At 53.3% G+C, this 16,519-nt stretch carries 13 protein-coding genes; 4 read left to right on the forward strand and 9 right to left on the reverse strand.

The window, feature by feature from the left end; all coding sequences use genetic code 11:
• Window positions 1–1,119 carry an ABC transporter permease gene (locus ACN0RL_RS10550; protein WP_417516534.1) on the forward strand — a complete coding sequence of 373 codons (1,119 nt, stop codon included), beginning with the start codon at window positions 1–3 and terminating at the stop codon, window positions 1,117–1,119.
• Here the strand turns inward: ACN0RL_RS10550 and ACN0RL_RS10555 are convergent.
• The 6 genes from ACN0RL_RS10555 to hsdR form a co-directional block, all read right to left on the reverse strand.
• Window positions 1,116–1,463 (reverse strand): RidA family protein, encoded by a 348-nt coding sequence (locus tag ACN0RL_RS10555; RefSeq protein ID WP_417516471.1) that lies wholly within the window; start codon window positions 1,461–1,463, stop codon window positions 1,116–1,118. The genes ACN0RL_RS10550 and ACN0RL_RS10555 overlap by 4 nt on opposite strands.
• Before the next feature lie 114 nt (window positions 1,464–1,577).
• The gene (locus ACN0RL_RS10560) at window positions 1,578–2,963 is read right to left on the reverse strand and encodes a restriction endonuclease subunit S (RefSeq protein WP_417516473.1); all 1,386 of its coding nucleotides are present in this window, start codon (window positions 2,961–2,963) and stop codon (window positions 1,578–1,580) included.
• Window positions 2,960–4,621, reverse strand: a complete 1,662-nt coding sequence (locus tag ACN0RL_RS10565; protein ID WP_417516475.1) for an N-6 DNA methylase — start codon at window positions 4,619–4,621, stop codon at window positions 2,960–2,962. The genes ACN0RL_RS10560 and ACN0RL_RS10565 overlap by 4 nt, the downstream gene beginning before the upstream one ends.
• A gap of 191 nt (window positions 4,622–4,812) precedes the next feature.
• On the reverse strand, window positions 4,813–5,349 hold the full coding sequence (locus ACN0RL_RS10570) for a hypothetical protein (protein WP_417516477.1): 537 nt from the start codon (window positions 5,347–5,349) through the stop codon (window positions 4,813–4,815).
• 6 nt (window positions 5,350–5,355) lie between these two features.
• Window positions 5,356–6,540 (reverse strand): AAA family ATPase, encoded by a 1,185-nt coding sequence (locus ACN0RL_RS10575; protein ID WP_417516479.1) that lies wholly within the window; start codon window positions 6,538–6,540, stop codon window positions 5,356–5,358.
• A 65-nt stretch (window positions 6,541–6,605) separates the two neighbouring features.
• Window positions 6,606–10,130 carry a type I restriction-modification system endonuclease gene (hsdR, locus tag ACN0RL_RS10580; RefSeq protein WP_417516481.1) on the reverse strand — a complete coding sequence of 1,175 codons (3,525 nt, stop codon included), beginning with the start codon at window positions 10,128–10,130 and terminating at the stop codon, window positions 6,606–6,608.
• A gap of 382 nt (window positions 10,131–10,512) precedes the next feature.
• Here hsdR and ACN0RL_RS10585 point away from each other — a divergent pair, with 382 nt between their 5' ends.
• From ACN0RL_RS10585 to ACN0RL_RS10595, 3 genes are all read left to right on the forward strand, one after another.
• The gene (locus ACN0RL_RS10585) at window positions 10,513–11,946 is read left to right on the forward strand and encodes a tyrosine-type recombinase/integrase (RefSeq protein ID WP_417516483.1); all 1,434 of its coding nucleotides are present in this window, start codon (window positions 10,513–10,515) and stop codon (window positions 11,944–11,946) included.
• 142 nt (window positions 11,947–12,088) lie between these two features.
• Window positions 12,089–12,340 carry a hypothetical protein gene (locus ACN0RL_RS10590; RefSeq protein WP_417516485.1) on the forward strand — a complete coding sequence of 84 codons (252 nt, stop codon included), beginning with the start codon at window positions 12,089–12,091 and terminating at the stop codon, window positions 12,338–12,340.
• A gap of 81 nt (window positions 12,341–12,421) precedes the next feature.
• A complete protein-coding gene (locus ACN0RL_RS10595) occupies window positions 12,422–12,571 on the forward strand; it encodes a hypothetical protein (protein WP_417516487.1) in 150 nt (49 codons plus the stop codon).
• 82 nt (window positions 12,572–12,653) lie between these two features.
• Here the strand turns inward: ACN0RL_RS10595 and ACN0RL_RS10600 are convergent, their stop codons facing one another.
• The 3 genes from ACN0RL_RS10600 to istA all read right to left on the reverse strand — a co-directional run bounded on the left by ACN0RL_RS10600 (window position 12,654) and on the right by istA (window position 15,998).
• On the reverse strand, window positions 12,654–13,538 hold the full coding sequence (locus ACN0RL_RS10600) for a hypothetical protein (RefSeq protein WP_417516489.1): 885 nt from the start codon (window positions 13,536–13,538) through the stop codon (window positions 12,654–12,656).
• A gap of 166 nt (window positions 13,539–13,704) precedes the next feature.
• A complete protein-coding gene (gene istB / locus ACN0RL_RS10605) occupies window positions 13,705–14,445 on the reverse strand; it encodes an IS21-like element helper ATPase IstB (RefSeq protein ID WP_417516491.1) in 741 nt (246 codons plus the stop codon).
• Between the two features lie 11 nt (window positions 14,446–14,456).
• On the reverse strand, window positions 14,457–15,998 hold the full coding sequence (gene istA, locus ACN0RL_RS10610; RefSeq protein WP_417516493.1) for an IS21 family transposase: 1,542 nt from the start codon (window positions 15,996–15,998) through the stop codon (window positions 14,457–14,459).
• Between the last annotated feature and the right edge of the window lie 521 nt (window positions 15,999–16,519).

Below are 16,519 nucleotides of genomic sequence, written 5' to 3' on the forward strand. Positions count from 1 at the left end.
ATGGAATCGCTCGGAACTATATGGAACCTGGGTGTTAAAGAGCTGCGCAGCGTTTGGCACGATAAGGTTCTGCTGGTCTTTGTGTTGATGGCTTTCACTTTGATTATCTATACCGCTGGCTCTGCCGGCTCCATGGAGCTGCATAATGCGCCTGTGGCGGTCGTGGATGAAGATCAGACGGCACTGTCTGGCCACGTTATAAACTCGCTGCAAGAGCCCTGGTTTCTGAAACCGGACCTCATTCGCTTTGATCAGATTGACGAACTTCTGGACCAGGGAACTCATACCTTCGCCCTGGTCATTCCGGAGGGCTTTGAGCGGGACGTACGCAGCGGAAAAGTCTCCAGCCTGCAGCTGGATATTGACGCCACACGAATGACACAGGCGTTTATCGGCGCCAGCTACATTGAGCAGATCATTACCACAGAAGTGGCGGAATACCTGGAGACAGGAAGCTCTGCAAGCTCGCTTCCGGTAGAACTGGTTACCCGGGTCAGCTTTAATCCAAATCTTGACGGCACCTGGTTTGGTGGTGTGATGGAGCTGATTACCCAGATTACCCTGATCAGCATTATCCTGACCGGTGCCGCGCTGATTCGGGAGCGCGAACATGGCACGGTGGAGCACCTGATGGTGATGCCAGTACGGCCCTTCGAGATTATGGCGGCCAAGGTGTGGGCAAATGGCCTGGTGGTCATGCTGGCGGCGACCCTTTCTATTACTCTCGTAATTCAGGGGTTCCTCGCAGTACCTGTACGGGGCTCAGTTTTGCTGTTCCTGACGGGTGCGCTGATTCACCTGTTTTCCACCACCGCGATCGGTATCCTGATTGGCACAGTGGCCCGCACCATGCCGCAGTTTGGCCTGCTGCTGATCCTCACCATTCTGCCGCTGCAATTGCTCTCTGGTGGCATTACGCCAAGAGAAAGCATGCCGGACCTGGTGCAGAATATTATGCTGGCGGCACCCACTACACATTTCGTGAGCATGGCTCAGGCTATTCTGTATCGGGGCGCAGGACTGGACGTGGTATGGCCGCAAATGCTGGCGCTGATAGGTATCGGCGTGGTGTTTTTCAGTGCGTCGCTGGCTTTGTTCCGCCGGCACCTGGCCGTTTAACAGGCCGCAACTACCGAGATTTCTACCAGCAACTCCGGAGACGCCATCTGGGCCTGCACACAGGCTCGTGCTGGCGCTTCCCCTTCGGGTACCCAGTTATCCCATACCTCATTTAAAGCTTTGAAGTCGGCCATATCTGCAAGGTAAATCGTCGCGGACAGAATCTTGCTCCGGCTGGAACCAATGCTCTCCAGAAGCTCATCCACTTTTTCCAGCATGCCGGTTACCTGAGTGCGAATGTCGCCGTCCCTGTCCTTGGCAACCTGTCCACACAGATAGGCCGTGCCATTGTGCTTTACGATTTTGCTCATGCGGCTGTTGGTTGAAATGCGCTCTATAGCCATGGGTGTTGCCTCAATGAAAGTGGAAGGAATTTGTCGTCAGTCGCAACGTATTAAACTGCAGAATACCGGGTTTGTACGCCGAACGTGAACCCCGCCAGAAACGAGTTGCGCTGCTCATGCCTTGCGCTTGCTGCGCTTCGGCTGTTGAACCGCTTCCCGCTCCGCCTTGATCTTTTCTAGTAACGCCTCCGCACTGTTCTCCCCGCTGATCAGCTCCGGGTTATCCTTGCGCCATTGCTCGGTGAGCTCGCCCCGGAACGCTTTGGCCAGGATGGACTGGGTTAGGTTGTTGACGCGGGCCAGAGCCTTGTTGACCTGTTGCTCGATGCGGTTGGCGTGGGCGAAGAGTTGGTCTACCTTGCCGACAACTCTCGCCTGCACTTGAAGTGGCGGTACAGGAAACTCTAACGATTTCAATATTTTTAAATTGACTCTGGGCCTGGTGACACCCTGTACGTGCTCTTTAATCTGAGCATAGGAAATTTGTGAAGTCAGCAGATACAAAACAAACTCAGGTAACGCTTTTTCCTGATCGATTCGTAAACAGAAGCAATCTGCTTTGTTTATGAAACGACGTGCCTCGAATGGAAAAAGACAGGCGCGAACTTCTTCGTCCACGAAGGAGGAGAACAGTATGTCATTCTTCTCAAGCTTATTTTTTATCAGCGTCAGGTATTTATCCTCGCTGATAAATGTCTCCTTTGATTGGTCAAATCTGAGGTGTCTGATGTTCTCAAGCCTTACGACACCGACACCTCCATCTGTGTAATCCGACGATTTCAATTTTGACCCAAAAGGCCCATCGAAAGCTGTGACGCATAGGTTGGCAAGCTTTGTTGGTAGCCAATTTCCATCGCCAACGTCTCCATCCTCCGTCAACCGCCTACTCACCGCCGCAGCCAGTACGGACTGGCGGAAGCGTTTGAGGATTTGCGGGATGCGTTCGAGGCGGGCTTTGGTGTTTTCCACCTGGGCCAGCAGGGTGTCGAGTTTGTTGGCGATGACTTTTTGTTCGGCGAGAGGGGGCAGCGGGATTATAAGCTCTTCTATGTCGCCCTTTCGTACCGAAGGCACTGTTGTTGACCGTGAAACATCGGAAAGATCGACTGTGCGCAGAAAATAATGTAGATATTTATTCGACTCGTTTAACAATGGGATAACGGCCATGACATTGTTGTCTGCGAGGCCTGGGCGCATGACGAAGGCTCGACGGTTTAACTTAACCGCTTCCCCAATTTTTGCGAACAGAGTTGATCCGGCGCGAAAAATCACCCCCTTCAGCGCTCCTGCCTCTTCCCTTGTTACGTAGTGATTGGCTGCGTTGAGCAGTCCTTGGCCTTGGGTCACGGCTCGCGAGACATCCCCCACTTTGTACACAGGATAATCACCGTAGCTTTGGCCCTGGTATTTTTTGGGAAAGCCCACACCACTTTTAACTTCACTCAGGTCACCCAGCGTAGTTGTGGCCCAAGGGGGCGTGGCAGATTCGAGTTCTTTCATGAACCCACCTCTCCTAGTACTTCTTTCAGCAAAACTCGAGCCCCTTCAGCCTCCTCCTCGGCCCCCAATTCCCGCATCAACGCATCCAACTCCCCCATCGCCTGCACGAGTTCTCCCATGGCTTCACCCGCCAACACACTCGGTTCCGGCAAGTTGGCCGCATCCACACTGTCGCTGTCCTTCAACCAGGCAATATCCAGTGAGTCGCCCTTATGTTCGGCAATCCATTGGCGGCTGAAGCTGCGCCAGCGGCTGTGGGCTAATCTTGGGTCTATGCCTTGGTTTTCTTCAGCTTCTTCCGGCAGTTCGATCTTGTCGGAGTGGAAGCTGTATTCGCCTTCGGTGCGGTTTGTGGGGTGGGAGTTGCCTGCTGCCCCCTCTCCCCGGCCCTCTCCCGCGAGGGGAGAGGGAGAAAAGACGGCTTCAAAGGGTTTCAGGTGCTGGTCGCCGAAAGGCGTGCGTTTGCCGAAGCTGGGCATGTTGGTTCGCAGGTCGTAGACCCAGACGTTTTCAGTGCAGTTTTCTTCCTGATGCTTGTCCGTGGCGCTGCCCTTGGTAAAGAAGAGTACGTTGGTTTTTACGCCCTGAGCGTAAAAGATGCCAGTAGGCAGGCGCAGGATGGTGTGCAGGTTGCACTTGTTCATCAAGTCCCGGCGCACATCGGTGCCAACGCCGGCTTCAAACAGCACGTTGTCTGGCAGTACCACCGCCGCACGGCCACCGGGTTTCAGGTTGCGGTAGATATGCTGAAGGAACGCCAGCTGTTTGTTGCTGGTTTTGTAGGTGAGGTCGTCGCGGGTGATGCTGGCATCGCCGCCTTTGCTGGTGCCGAAGGGCGGGTTGGCGAGGATTACATCGGCCTTTTCCAGGCTTGCGCCGGTCTGGCCCAGGGCGTTACCCAGCTGAACGACACCTTCGCTACCCCCTTCCATGCCATGCAGCAGGCAGTTCATCAGGGCCAGGCGGCGGGTGCCGGGCACCAGTTCTATGCCTGTGTAGGCCTGAGTGGTCTGGAAGGTTTTGTCTTTGTCGCTTAATTCGTACAGGTCATCGGTCTGGCTTTTGATGTATTCGTGGGCGGCAATCAGAAAGCCCGCCGTGCCGGCGGATGGGTCCTGTATACGCTCGCCGGGTTGTGGTTGCAGGCAGTGCACCATGGTGTTGATCAGCGCACGGGGTGTGAAGTACTGGCCGGCGCCGGATTTGGTTTCGTTGGCGTTCTTCTCCAGCAGGCCTTCGTATAAATCCCCCAGGCCGTCTTTCTGGGCGCTGAACCAGTCAATCTGGTCCAGAGTTTTGATCATCTGCTCCAGGTGACGCGGCTCGCGCAGGCGGGTCTGGGCATCGGCGTAGATGGCGCTGATCAGCGGATCGTCGTGTACCAGCGTGCCATCGCCGTCTTTGCCGGTGGAGAGGCTGAGCAGAATGCGTTTGTAGTCGTTCAGCAGGTTGATGCCAGATTTGCCGTTCAGATCGGTCCAACGGCAGCCCTCCGGCAGCGGATGCTTTTTCAAGGTGCCGGCTTCGGTGTTCTCGTGCACCATTTTTATGAACAGCAGCAATACCAGTTCGGTTACATAATCCGAGTAGTTGATGCCGTCGTCCCGCAGAACGTCGCAGAGGTTCCAGAGTTTCTGGACGATGTCGTTGTTGGTCATGGGTGATCCTTCGATGGGCGCGTCGTTTCTATGAGCGCCACTTATATAGAAAATGGCGAAATTTTTGTGCTTTGCCATTCATATGTATAGAAAACCCTGTTTTCTATACATATGAATGGGGCTATGTCGAAAAAACGTGGAAAAATCGACATAGATTCAATCTGTGTCGATGCCATAAAGATAACGCTGGCTCAGGAAGGTTCCTGTACGAGAGCTTTTCTTACGGCGACTACTGATTCATTGGTAGCTTTTTCGATAACGACTCTGGGGAAGCAGTTTCCATAGGCTTTGCTATCGGTATGGTGGCCGTTCAAAAGCGGGTGAAGCCGCTTTTTCAATAATTCCGCAGCGTCCCCTTCGTGAACTTTTTCACCTAGTACATCCAGCAATGCGCCCTCCAGGCACACTGGCGCCCACAAAAGGATGCGGTAGCCATGCCTTCTGGCTCGGTCGCGTTCCTGTTGGGTGATTGGAATATCAGAATCAAGAACAATATATCGCTGGTCGAATGGCAGATGCCCATACTTTCTGATGGCATTGGTAATGATATTGCCCGGCGAACCGCCGGATTGCTTTTCGATGAATGGTTTAACGCCGGTGTTGTCAGCTTGATACTGTTGATGCATATGCTTGATAAAAGCCTGATCGTCAGGGCCTTCACCTACGATCAGCAGAGTTGTTTTACTGGCTTGCCGATTTGCGCTCCGGCGTGTGCGTTTCCTTGCCATGATGAATTACAGCTCCGGGGTGGCGCCAAGGGCTCCGGCCATGTATTTGGCATACAGGTTGTCGTCGGCCCGCAGGCCGGTCATGTCGTCAAGACGCCAGGCTTCGCTGTTCTGATCACGCTTTTCAACGAGATACACCTGATGTTTTTGCAGCAGGTTCAGCACCTCCGGTGTGTGGCAGGTAAAGATCAGTTGCGCCTGATGAGGGTTGCTATGGTCAAACTCAAACCATTCGAGCAGGTGTGGAACCAGATGCGGGTGAAGGTCGTTGTCGAGTTCATCGATAACGGCAATGCCGCCTTTTTGAAGAGTGTTCAGTATCGGGCCAAGCAATACAAAGGCCGACTGGGTGCCGCTGGACTCCTCGAAAAACGGCAACTCAAAGCGTTGTCCATCGCTGGTGCTGTGCATTCCGAAGGGGACAAATATCTGCTCTTCCTTACCTGTGTCGTCGTGGCCTACCAGCTTGCGTATCTCGACGCTGTTCAGGCCGAGATCGAATTGACTCATGGCATCGGACATTTTCTCTAGCAAAGCAGGTGCTTGCTGAAATTTTTCAGCGACGTCTATGACCGCGCCTTGCTGAAAATGACGCCGCCCGGAACTGACTATATTGGATTCAATGCGGTTGAAAAACTCAATAAAAGGCTGCGCTTCGGCTACGTCATAGCTATGTGCTGCAGCCAGGAGGGAGGCGTTGCTACGCAGTTTTTCAGCCTGAACTTTGGAAAATGGAAAGCCTTTTTGCTTGAAGCTGTAGCCCTTTGCTGTTTTCTCTCGCTTAAACAGATAACTGAACTGGGAGCTGGTCTTTTCGTACAGAGCCTCGGACACGACTGCTTCGGTAGTCAGTTCCAGCTGGTAACGGTAATCAACACCCTTGAGCATGAATTCCAGCTCAAAAAAACTGCTTTCATAGCCTTTCAGCTGGTGCGGGAAGAAAGGAATTGCCTGATCTGGAGCTGATCCAAGAAAGGAATCGCAAGCGAACCAGCGCAAAAACGCCAGTGGTTTAAGAAACTGGGTTTTGCCCGAGCCGTTCGCCCCAACCACAGCAATGGCTTTGTTATAGCGTTCGCCCTCTATTTCAATGTCATAACCGGAGGGGGTGGGCTTTTTGCCCAAGCCAAAATCGATAACAGTTTCGTCGGCGAAGCTGTAGAAATTTTTGAAGCTCAGGTTTTTTATCATATATTGCTCAGTTCAACGTTATTTTGTTGATTCTGCTCGTTTGGCGGCGGCATATCAAGTGCGTACTATCCAACATTTGGCCACATCGCCTCATTCAGCCCCTCCAGCACCGTATCCAACTGCTCCCCCAGAACTTTATCCATCTGCTTAGCACCGCCATCGTCGGCAAAGCGGTGGTTCACAAACTGCCGGTCGATGATGACTTCGTGCACCAGCTGTTTGGCCAGGCGTTCCAGCCATTTGCGCTGGTTTGGGGTCCATGGGTGCTGGGTGTAGATGCTGTCCATGGCTTTGGCTACGCGCTCTTCAAAGGGAATCAGCGCTTCACCTAAAGCGGCGCGGCGGATATAGCCGATGATGCTGGCGGCTATGTCTTTGTTGGTCTGGTTGCGCACGGCGCTTTGCAGGCTGGCTTCCGAGTAGCCGTGGTTGTCTAACAGAAGCTTCACCTCCCGTAGCTGATCCCTGGTGAGATCGCGGGGTTTGTTGACCACTACCGCCAGGGCTGCAGACTGGTTGAGTTGCTGTTTGATGAATTCGTTGAAGCTGTCCAGGTAGTCTTCGGGTTTGGCGTGTACGCCGTAGCTTTGGGTGCGGTCGCGGATCTCGTCTTCGTGCTCGGAAATCAGTGGCATGTACTCGCTGCCCACCAGGGATTTCACTTCCGCCAACTGGTTCAACAGGCCGCTGTGCTGTTTGATGAACTCCGAGGCCTGGCGCGGGCCAAGTTTGTGCAGGTGTTGATGCAGGGATTTGGGTTCCACGCCCCAGCTCTGGTGCAGCTCGTCCAGCTTTTGCTTCAGGGCCGGGCGATTTTCGGCTTTGTTGTCGGCCTTGCGCAGTACCCGCATGAGTTTCTGGCTGAGTTGGCTGAGCACTGCATCGGCCTGGCTTTCGCTCGGCAGCTCGCCGGGGCTGTTGAGGGCCTTTTCCAGTTTCTCGTCGTTGGTGAGTTCATCCACCAGTTGCTCCAGGGTGATGTTGGGGTCTTTCACCAGAGGCTTCATGGTGTTCACGTCTTGCAGGGCGGCGTATATATCCACCGGGTCATAAATGCGGAACACGGTCTTGCCAATTTCATCGCACCGGCGGGTAGCGCGGCCGATCATCTGTTCGTAAAGGATGCGCGATCGAATCCGGCGCATGAAGACGAGGTTACAGATAGGGGGAACGTCGATGCCGGTAGTAAGCAGGTCTACGGTAATGGCGATGTTGGGGTAGCGTTCGTTCTTGTAGCGGCGAATAAGCTGAGCCACTTTGTCGCTCTGGCCGGTGATCTTGGCGACGGCGGCCTCGTTGTACTGGCCGTTGTAGAGGTCTTTGAAGGCATCATCCAGCAGCCGTTTAACCATATCTGCGTGCAGGTCGGTGGCGCAGAAGATCATGGTCTTTTCGTCGCCAAACGGGTCCAGTTCCTGCACCAGCTGTTCGCAGATCACGTGGTTGAAGTTCTCGTTGATCACCCGGCGGTTGAAGGCATCCACTTCAAAGTTAAGCTCGTCTTCCAGTTCGGTGGTGTCCACTTCCCCGGTCTGGGTGTTGATGGCTTCTACCGGTTTGCCCTTCTCGAAGGTAATGCCGTTCCGGGTGAGCAGGGTTTCATAACGGATGGGCGGTTCGTGGTCGATCAGCCAGTCGTCTGCCACCGCTTCCCGGTAAGAGTAGGTGTAAACGGGTTTGCCAAAAATCTCGCTGGTGTGTTTGGCCGGGGTGGCGGTGAGGCCGATTTTCACGGCGTCGAAGTAATCCAGTACCCGGCGGTAGCTGGAGAGGTACTGGCTGGTGTCTCGAATGGCCAGCTCACCTTCGGTCATTTCCTGGTCCAGGGTATAGCCCCGGTGGGCTTCGTCGATGATGATGCAGTCAAACTGGTCAATGGGCGGCTTGTTGTCGCTCATGAAAATGCGTTTGACCATGGCCTGCACGGTAGCGACCTGAATGCGGGTTTCCGCTTCGGCGGCCATGTCGCCCAGCTCGGCCAGGTTGTAGATCTTGCTGAGGGTGTGGTTCTGCTCCAGCGGTGCTTCGTTGAAAGCATCAATGGCCTGCTGGCCCAGTGCGGTGCGGTCCACCAGGAACAGAATGCGGTGGAAGCGCTCGGCTTTCAGAAACCGGTACATCAACCCGATGATGGTGCGGGTTTTACCTGTGCCGGTCGCCATGGCCAACAATGCGGTGCGCACACCCTGCGCCAGTGCGTGTTCAGTGGCGATGATGGCGTTCTGTTGATAGTCGCGAAGTTTCAGGTAGCCAAAGGGCTCTTCTTTTAATAGTTTCTCGGCGTTTTCTTTATCCCTTTCCAGCAGATCCAACAGGCCGCCGGGGGTATGGAACTGCGGCAGTGCCCGGCGGATATTGCTGGGCTCACGTACATCCCGGAACCAGGTGCCGGATTGTTCCGCCAGCTGCGGTACGTAAGGGCGACCGTTACAGGAGTAGACGAAGGGCACAAGGTAATGGCCGTTTTCATCCGCTGGCCAGGCGATGGTTCTGCCGGTAAGTTCCCAGGCGCCGACCAATGGGGCATCTACTTTGAAACCTTTGCTGTAGCGTTCGGCTTGGCGGATTTTGCCGGCTACGTTGGTGTTTTCTTTTTTCGCTTCCACCACTGCGATGGGTGTGAGCCCCACAAACAGAACGTAATCTGCCCGGCCCTTTTCACCGTTCTGGCTAGTGGGCCATTCTGCAATAGCGCGGTAGCTGCCTTTCTCAGGGCGGGCGCCTTTCTGGTAGGTTATTTCCTGGCTGTCGGCTTCCCAGCCGGCTTCGATCAACTGTTGGTCGATCAGAATGCGGGTGAGCTCTTCGCTCAGTACCAGAGTCTCTGTGGCGGCTTTGGTTTGCCTGGCTACTTTCTGGCGCTGCTGGTTAAGGTTTTGCTCGCCCTGCTCGGTTAGCTGTTTTTGCAGGGCTTTGATCTTGCTCTCGTAAGCCAGTTGTTGCTGCACCAGTGCCTGTTCGTGCTGGCTGGCTTGTTTGGCCAGAGTGCGGGATTCTTCATCCATAGCCAGCGCCAGAGCTTCGTACTCGGCCTTCTCTTTTTCGATCAGCTGGCTGAGCTGCTGGCTGCTGTCGAGCTCCATGCTGGCGTGCTGCAAGTCGTGGCGGAGTTTTTCAATGTCGCTTTGGAGCTGCCGTAGTTGGGCACTGGGATCAGCTGGCGGGACAAAAGGGCCAGGTTTGAAGCTGGCACCGGTTTTACCAAAAGATCGGTGAAACCAGATGGTCAGAGCCCTTGCTACTTTCAGCCCGTCCATCGCTTCTTTATGTTGGGTGCGGAACTGGTGGGTAGCTTTGTTGCCTTCAATGCGCAGGATGTGGAACAGCTCTTTGATCTGTGGTTCCAGGCGCAATTCGCGGTTCAGGCGGTACAGCAGTTCAGACTGGCTGGTTTGTTCGTCAAACCCGATACCGGAAAGTACAGCCAGGTGCTGGGCCAGGGCTTCGCCGAGTTGGCGGAGTTTGATCAGGGTGGTGTTGGGGTCGCTGGCAAAGGCACGCTCGGCGGATTCGGCCAGCTCCACGAATACGTCATCGTGTTCCGACAGAAACGAAAAATTGCCGGATTTGAACTCCGTGGTTTTGTTCACTGTATCCCTCCGCAATCGTCTTACGCAGGAACATTAGCAGACTTACTAAAAATACAGAAATCGAGGTGTTACATAGGGTTGTGTACTGTGGGGCAAGACTAGAAAAGCGGGAAAATGGTCGGCGTGGCAGGATTCGAACCTGCGACCCCTTCGTCCCGAATAAAATATTTTAGTCGTTCATTTCAGTTCATTTACGTCCATTACCGTTCCGTTTATTCCCATTAACTATATGTTTTTAATGAAATTTTATAGGATATCTGAGTGCTGAGCAAGCGCAGGCTATGACATAGCGGTTTACATGTACCCAGCATGTACCCAGACCAAAACCTGTCCCCAGCATGTACCCAGAGTTCTCTAAAACTAACGATTGCGGAGTTTGGAAATGGCGGTAAGAAACAAAGAAGTGCTTCCTCGAAGCGCTGATTCAGCAGATAAGTACATTCGGAAAGTGACCCCCGGCCAGAAGGATATTTACATTCAGGACTCAACGGTCACTGGTCTGACGTTGCGCGTAACCCCCGGTGGCAAAAAGGTCTGGCACCTGAGGTATACCGTGCAGGTGGGGTCAGGTCAGTGGGTCGGGCGGAAAAACTCCTTAGGCGCCTTTTGCGATGGGTTGAAAACCCGCGCAGCCCGAGAACTAGCGGAAGCCTGGCGAGTCCGCATTCGACAAGGAGAAGACCCCCAGGAAGAAAAGAAGAAGCTGGCAGAACAGCGCAAGGCCGAACACCTGCGTGAAATTGCCGAGCGGCAAGCGTTGAGAACCATCAATGATGTCGCTGCTGTTTATGCGACCAAGCTGGCAAATGAGGTGAGTGGACACAAAGATGGTGGCATCCACGCCATGACGATCTTACAGAATCACTTGCTTGATCGTTTCGGGGAAATTCCAATAAAAGAATTCACCCGCCAACACTTTTTTGCGGCCGTTGACCCTATTCTCGACGCGGGTCACAACTCAATGGCCAACACGGTGCTGTCATATACGAAGGCCATGTTTCGGCTTGGCGTCAAACGGGAATTCATTGCGTACTCTGTTTTAGATTGCATCGAGAAAGCTGATGTTGGCGGGAAAGACAGAATAAGAAGCAGAGTCCTGTGTGCGACAAGGACAAAAGGGGACGAGCTGGAAGAGCTCTACGATTTATTGCCAGAATCCGGCTTATCGCTGAACCTGCAATGCTCTGTTCATATCCTTCTCGGAACGGGGTGCCGGGGTATTGAATTGTTCAAAGGTCGGTGGAGCCACCTGAATTTCGAGAATAGTACCTGGTTTATCCCCGGTGAAAACTCAAAGAATGAAGACCCGATCATCATCCATTTGTCAGAATATTCAAAAAAATGGTTTGCCGAGCTCTATAAGCTTACTGGCCACACTGATTGGATGATGCCCGGGAAATCGAAAAAACGGCCTCATATGATCCCAAAAGTGCTGAGCAAGGCTGTTTGTGAAAGGCAGCGTGATTTCAACGCATCACCTAAAAAGGGCCGGACTAAAAACCACTCGACTTTGATTTTGCCGGATGGCCACTGGACGGTTCACGATCTGAGGCGTACGGCCGCAACTGAAATGCAAATGCTTGGTGTGGCACCGGATATTATTGATGCATGCCAAAATCACCGGCCAATGGGAGTTAGGCGCCGATATCAACATGGCGAGAGCATGGGCCAAATGCGTATTGCATGGGATCTGCTTGGAGATTCATTGATGTCCCTGAGTGAAGCGACTCATTCGGGCGATCGTCTTAAATCGACGGAGAGAATCCCAATGGCATTTAATGAAATGCATCGGGAAATGGGTCGGCAGTATTTGTAATTACCAGATAGTACGACACGTTAAAAGGTGGTGCTCATATTCACCTTTTAACGTGTTTTTTATTGATTAGGTAGAAAAGCGAATTCGTGTATCTTGGAACTAGACCGGTCGAAACTTAAGCCTCTTGTTCTACAGGATTGTTATGACTAACGAAAATATCTATATCAGTGAACATCTTCGGGATGCTCTCGTCATCGCGTGGACGATCGACGGTTTTAAAAAAGCACGGGTTACACTTGAGGTTATTTGTTCGGATGATGAAAAGGCAGTTATCACTGAAAACTTGGAAATTTTTAGCGACGACACGATGTTTTTCGGATCTTCGTCTAAACCAAAACCGGCCAAGTCGGTTGTAGATCAATTGGGTGGCATTAAAACTAATGTTTGGTTTTAACATAGGAGCTGGACCACGGAATTTGTTAATCACCTCGAACACCTGGCAACTGAGCTCACCCGCCAATTTGGCTGTGAGGAAATGAACCTCACCGTACAGATGCGCCGCGGCGACGACTGGATTACTGCTGATATTTACTGCAACGCAGGAAATCCAGACCGCTTCTACGCCACCATGGACTTCGATACGGGCGGACACGTCATGTTGGAAGCTGCCCAAACGATCCACTGACTGAGGCGCTGCCCATCCGCGATCCAACACCGAGGGTGGGCGCAAGTCATTCAGGGCGTTGCTCTAGCCAACTTATTTTCCGTCAATAATCACCTGATTGTTCATCTTCTTTGATTTTGACAAACAAAAGCTGCTTTCCCTGATCCAGAATATATGGAGGCCTCACGCCGCGTTCACCGAGATTTGCTGGCGGCTTATACATGAACACTGTTGGTGGCAGCTTTTCACTTACCAATGCCTGAAACTTCTGATTCAGCTCAGAAACGCCCTTACCAAAGCAAGCTGCAAACCCAGCGGGATAACGTCGATCGTCACCCGCATAGACTTTGTATCCATAACCTGAAACAGGTAGAAATGCCGGCAGAGGCATACGCTCAGAGACGCTGCCCTCTTTTACTCTAAAATAGCCCTTACACTCAATGCCACTTGCCGTTAAGCCTTTGATTTCAGTAAGGTAATCTGAAAACATGAACGGCAGGCCGAAATCCCGATGTTGGTTTTTAACTTCGTGCTCTATATTCAATTCGTCCATCGCATCAATAGTTGCCGAAGCCAGCGAATCAGATAGCCATCGTAGAACCCGACCTTCTGCTGTCCCCTGCCCGGTGTCTGGCACCTTTGCCTCTGGAACCCACGCAATAATCGAATCACGCTTTATCTGAGCTTTTGGCTCTGCCATAGACATGAGCAAACCCGCCCCCAAAGCAGGGCCGAAATTTAGGTTCAGGCCACTCGGGCTCATGAATGAGGCAGTGTCCAGTCCCAGGGTGACAGCGCCGCCTATTCCATCTGACAGCTGGTTTTTTGAGACTACGGTATCGTCTAACTCATCTAAACCAACTGAGTGAGCCAGGTTCAAGGCCCGGCTTTGATCCGGGTCATAGGAGTAGGGCTGGTCGATTGCAGATGTGCTTGCGCAGCCAGAGAGTAGAAGAAGCACTAGCGTTGAACAAAAGGCAACCCGCATAGATAAGTTCCTTGGTTATAGGCAAGCTGATTTTTATCGCACTATAAAGGAAAAAAGCGGCATTAAGTGCGTATTCCGGCGAACGTGAACACTCATTCCGGCTGAACGTGAACACCTTTTCTCTTAACGCATTACCCACCGGGGTTTGTACCCCGGGTGTTCACGTTCAGTCAATTTCCTGAAGTCGTTTTCTCATGGATTCTCCATTCAGAACCCAGCGATGGGCGTTATGCATCAGCCGATCCAGAATGGCATCGGCCAAGGTGTTGTCACCGATGGCGGCGTACCACTGATCGGTGGGCAATTGGCTGATGATCATGGTCGACTGAGTGCCATGCCGGTCATCCATGATCTCCATCAGGTCGTTTCGGTGCGCCGGGCTCAGGGCTTCCAGCCCCCAGTCGTCCAGGATCAACAGGTTTATTTTGCTCAACTGGTTCAGGGTTTTCTGGTAAGTGCCATCGGCTTTAGCTTGTGTCAGTGCCAGCATTAGCCGGGAGATTCGGTAGTACCGGGCGCTGAGACCGTTCAGACAGGCTTGATGACCGATGGCACAGCCCAGATACGTCTTGCCGCTGCCGCAGGGGCCGGTGATCAGCAGGTTCTGTCCTCGCTCCAGCCAGTCGGTCTGGGCCAACTGCGCCACTTGGGCCTTTTTGAGGTTACGCCGGTGCTGGTAATCGATGTCCTGAACCGAAGCCCGGAGCTTGAAGCGGGCCTGACGAACCAGGCGATCCTGTTTCCGGTGCTCCCGGGTCTGGCACTCCCGATCGAGTAACAGCTCCAGCCGTTCAGTGAACGACAGCTCGTCATAGGTGCCCGGCTGGTTTTGTTGATGTTCCAGGGCGGCAGCCATGCCGCCCAGTTTCAAGTCTCTTAGTTGTGTCAGGGTTTTGATCGTACTCATGGTGGTGTCTCCTAGTGGAAGCTCTTCGGACCACGGATGTTCTCGTGGTGCTGGGGCAGCTCTGTGTGCAGGGGCAGTTGTTCCGGCAGCTTGTCGCGGTTGCTCTGGAGAATGGCTTTGATGTGTTTCAGGCGGTTCAGGCCTTCGCGGTTGGCGATACGGCAACTGGCGTTCAGGCGTGAACCGGGGTAGGCCTTACTCAGATTGAGCAGCCCGAGACAGACCCGGTAGGCCTGTTCCGGATGCTCCCGTTCATCCAACCGGTCACTGACCCAGATTAGGGTGTCTGGCCCGATGTCACGGGCCCAGTTCTTGAGGCGTCCGGGCGTCCACTGTTGTTGCTTTCGGTGGCGGGTGGGCATGTGCCCTGGCTCGGTGGTGATACCGAACTGATGGCTGCGAGGGTGGCTGGCGATCTGCCGTTGGCGGAAGTAGATCTGCACCAGACGTTCACTCGCATGGATCTCCACTCGCTCACCCACATACTGGTGCGGTACCGAGTAATGGTGTTGGCTGAACTCGATGTGGTAATCGATATTAACTCGGCAGCGCCGGATGTCGATGTACTCATAGGGGTGTTCCGGTAACGCTCTCAGGGCGGGCTGATCCAGCGTCTTGAAGGCGTCCTGACGGTTACCCGGCAGACGCTTGAACGGTCGGCTGTTCAGGTCTTCCAACAGTGATCGGATGCACTGATTCAGATCCGCCAGAGTGAAGAAGGTGTGGTGACGCAACCGGGCCAGTATCCAGCGCTCAACGATCTGCACGCCCACTTCCGCCTTGGATTTGTCTTTGGGCTTGTAGGGCCTTGCTGGCATCACTGCGACCTGATAGTGCGCCGCCAGTTGCTGGTAACTGGGGTTCAGGTCCGGATCGTACCGACAGGCTTTGTTGACACCGCTGCGAAGATTGTCCGGTACCACCATCTCCGGAACACCGCCAAAAAACTCAAACGTGCGCACGTGACTCAACAGCCAGTTCTGCAACTCCTGAGTCCAGGTGGCTTCTGCATAGGTGTAATTGGAGGCACCCAGTACGGCGACAAACACCTGAGCCGTGCGGATCTCGCCGGTTTGCGGGTTGATGATGGGGACCGTGGGGCCACAGTAATCAATGAAGCATTTTTCACCGGCCTTGTGAGTCTGACGCATGGAGCGCTTTTGCTGCTTCAGCCAGTGGCGGTAGCGATCGCAGTATTGTGAGTAGCTGTAACACTGGTTGGGGTACCGGGCAGTGTACTCCTCCCACAGCAACTGCTTGGTGACAGTTTTACGCTTGAGTTCCTGATAAACCGTTGTCCAGTCAGGCACTTGATAACGTGATGATGAGGTGGGATCTGAGCCCGGATAGAACATGGCCGCCAAGCGGCCATCGTCCAGATCCTCCGGCAACGGCCAAGTAATCTCTAAGGCGTTAGCCTGAGAAAGGAGCTTCTGTATGGCTCCGACACTGGTCTTAGTGCCGGCGCTGATCTGCCGGATCGAAAGCCCGGCTTCCAGCCTCAGGCGAAGGACTTCTCTGATTTTGCGCATTGGCATTCTCTTTGCTGCCATGACTCTGGACCCCAAAAAAAGGAACCAGAGTAGCAAACGGTTGAATAAACAATGCGTTAAGAAAGATTCCGGTTTAACGTGAACACCGGTTCCGGGAATGTGAACACCGATTCCGGAAAACCACCGAAAAGTGTTCATCTTCAGCCGGAATGACTGTTCACGTTAAACCAGAATAGGTGTTCACGTTGATCCGGAATGGGTGTTCATGATGGGCCGGAATATGCACATTAAGGCCAAAGCTACATTTTCTTACTAGGCTTACCACCACTGTAACAATTCCCAAGCTTTTAATAGCAACCAGACACTCACTGTTATCTGGGCAAAACTGCACCGGCCAATCACCTGTAGTAGTTTCTAGACTTTCGAATCTTGATCTGTGTTGGCCTCCCACCCGTCGATGAAGGATTCTTGAGCCCTAGTTTCCCTAGCCAACTTTCGTTCCGTCCAAGTGCCCTCACAAGCAACCCCAAAGCGCGCATGTGCTCACCCTGCGTGCGCTCTGATGATGAATAGGCTGGCAA

Source organism: Marinobacter sp., assembly GCF_048259445.1.
In the GTDB taxonomy this organism is placed as follows: domain Bacteria; phylum Pseudomonadota; class Gammaproteobacteria; order Pseudomonadales; family Oleiphilaceae; genus Marinobacter.

Bases quoted from the DNA above. Each gene is read 5' to 3' on its own strand.
- ACN0RL_RS10550 (WP_417516534.1), top strand. From the start codon at position 1: ATGGAATCGCTCGGAACTATATGGAACCTGGGTGTTAAAGAGCTGCGC.
- ACN0RL_RS10555 (WP_417516471.1), bottom strand. From the start codon at position 1,463: ATGGCTATAGAGCGCATTTCAACCAACAGCCGCATGAGCAAAATCGTA.
- ACN0RL_RS10560 (WP_417516473.1), bottom strand. From the start codon at position 2,963: ATGAAAGAACTCGAATCTGCCACGCCCCCTTGGGCCACAACTACGCTG.
- ACN0RL_RS10565 (WP_417516475.1), bottom strand. From the start codon at position 4,621: ATGACCAACAACGACATCGTCCAGAAACTCTGGAACCTCTGCGACGTT.
- ACN0RL_RS10570 (WP_417516477.1), bottom strand. From the start codon at position 5,349: ATGGCAAGGAAACGCACACGCCGGAGCGCAAATCGGCAAGCCAGTAAA.
- ACN0RL_RS10575 (WP_417516479.1), bottom strand. From the start codon at position 6,540: ATGATAAAAAACCTGAGCTTCAAAAATTTCTACAGCTTCGCCGACGAA.
- ACN0RL_RS10585 (WP_417516483.1), top strand. From the start codon at position 10,513: ATGGCGGTAAGAAACAAAGAAGTGCTTCCTCGAAGCGCTGATTCAGCA.
- ACN0RL_RS10590 (WP_417516485.1), top strand. From the start codon at position 12,089: ATGACTAACGAAAATATCTATATCAGTGAACATCTTCGGGATGCTCTC.
- ACN0RL_RS10595 (WP_417516487.1), top strand. From the start codon at position 12,422: ATGAACCTCACCGTACAGATGCGCCGCGGCGACGACTGGATTACTGCT.
- ACN0RL_RS10600 (WP_417516489.1), bottom strand. From the start codon at position 13,538: ATGCGGGTTGCCTTTTGTTCAACGCTAGTGCTTCTTCTACTCTCTGGC.
- istB (WP_417516491.1), bottom strand. From the start codon at position 14,445: ATGAGTACGATCAAAACCCTGACACAACTAAGAGACTTGAAACTGGGC.
- istA (WP_417516493.1), bottom strand. From the start codon at position 15,998: ATGGCAGCAAAGAGAATGCCAATGCGCAAAATCAGAGAAGTCCTTCGC.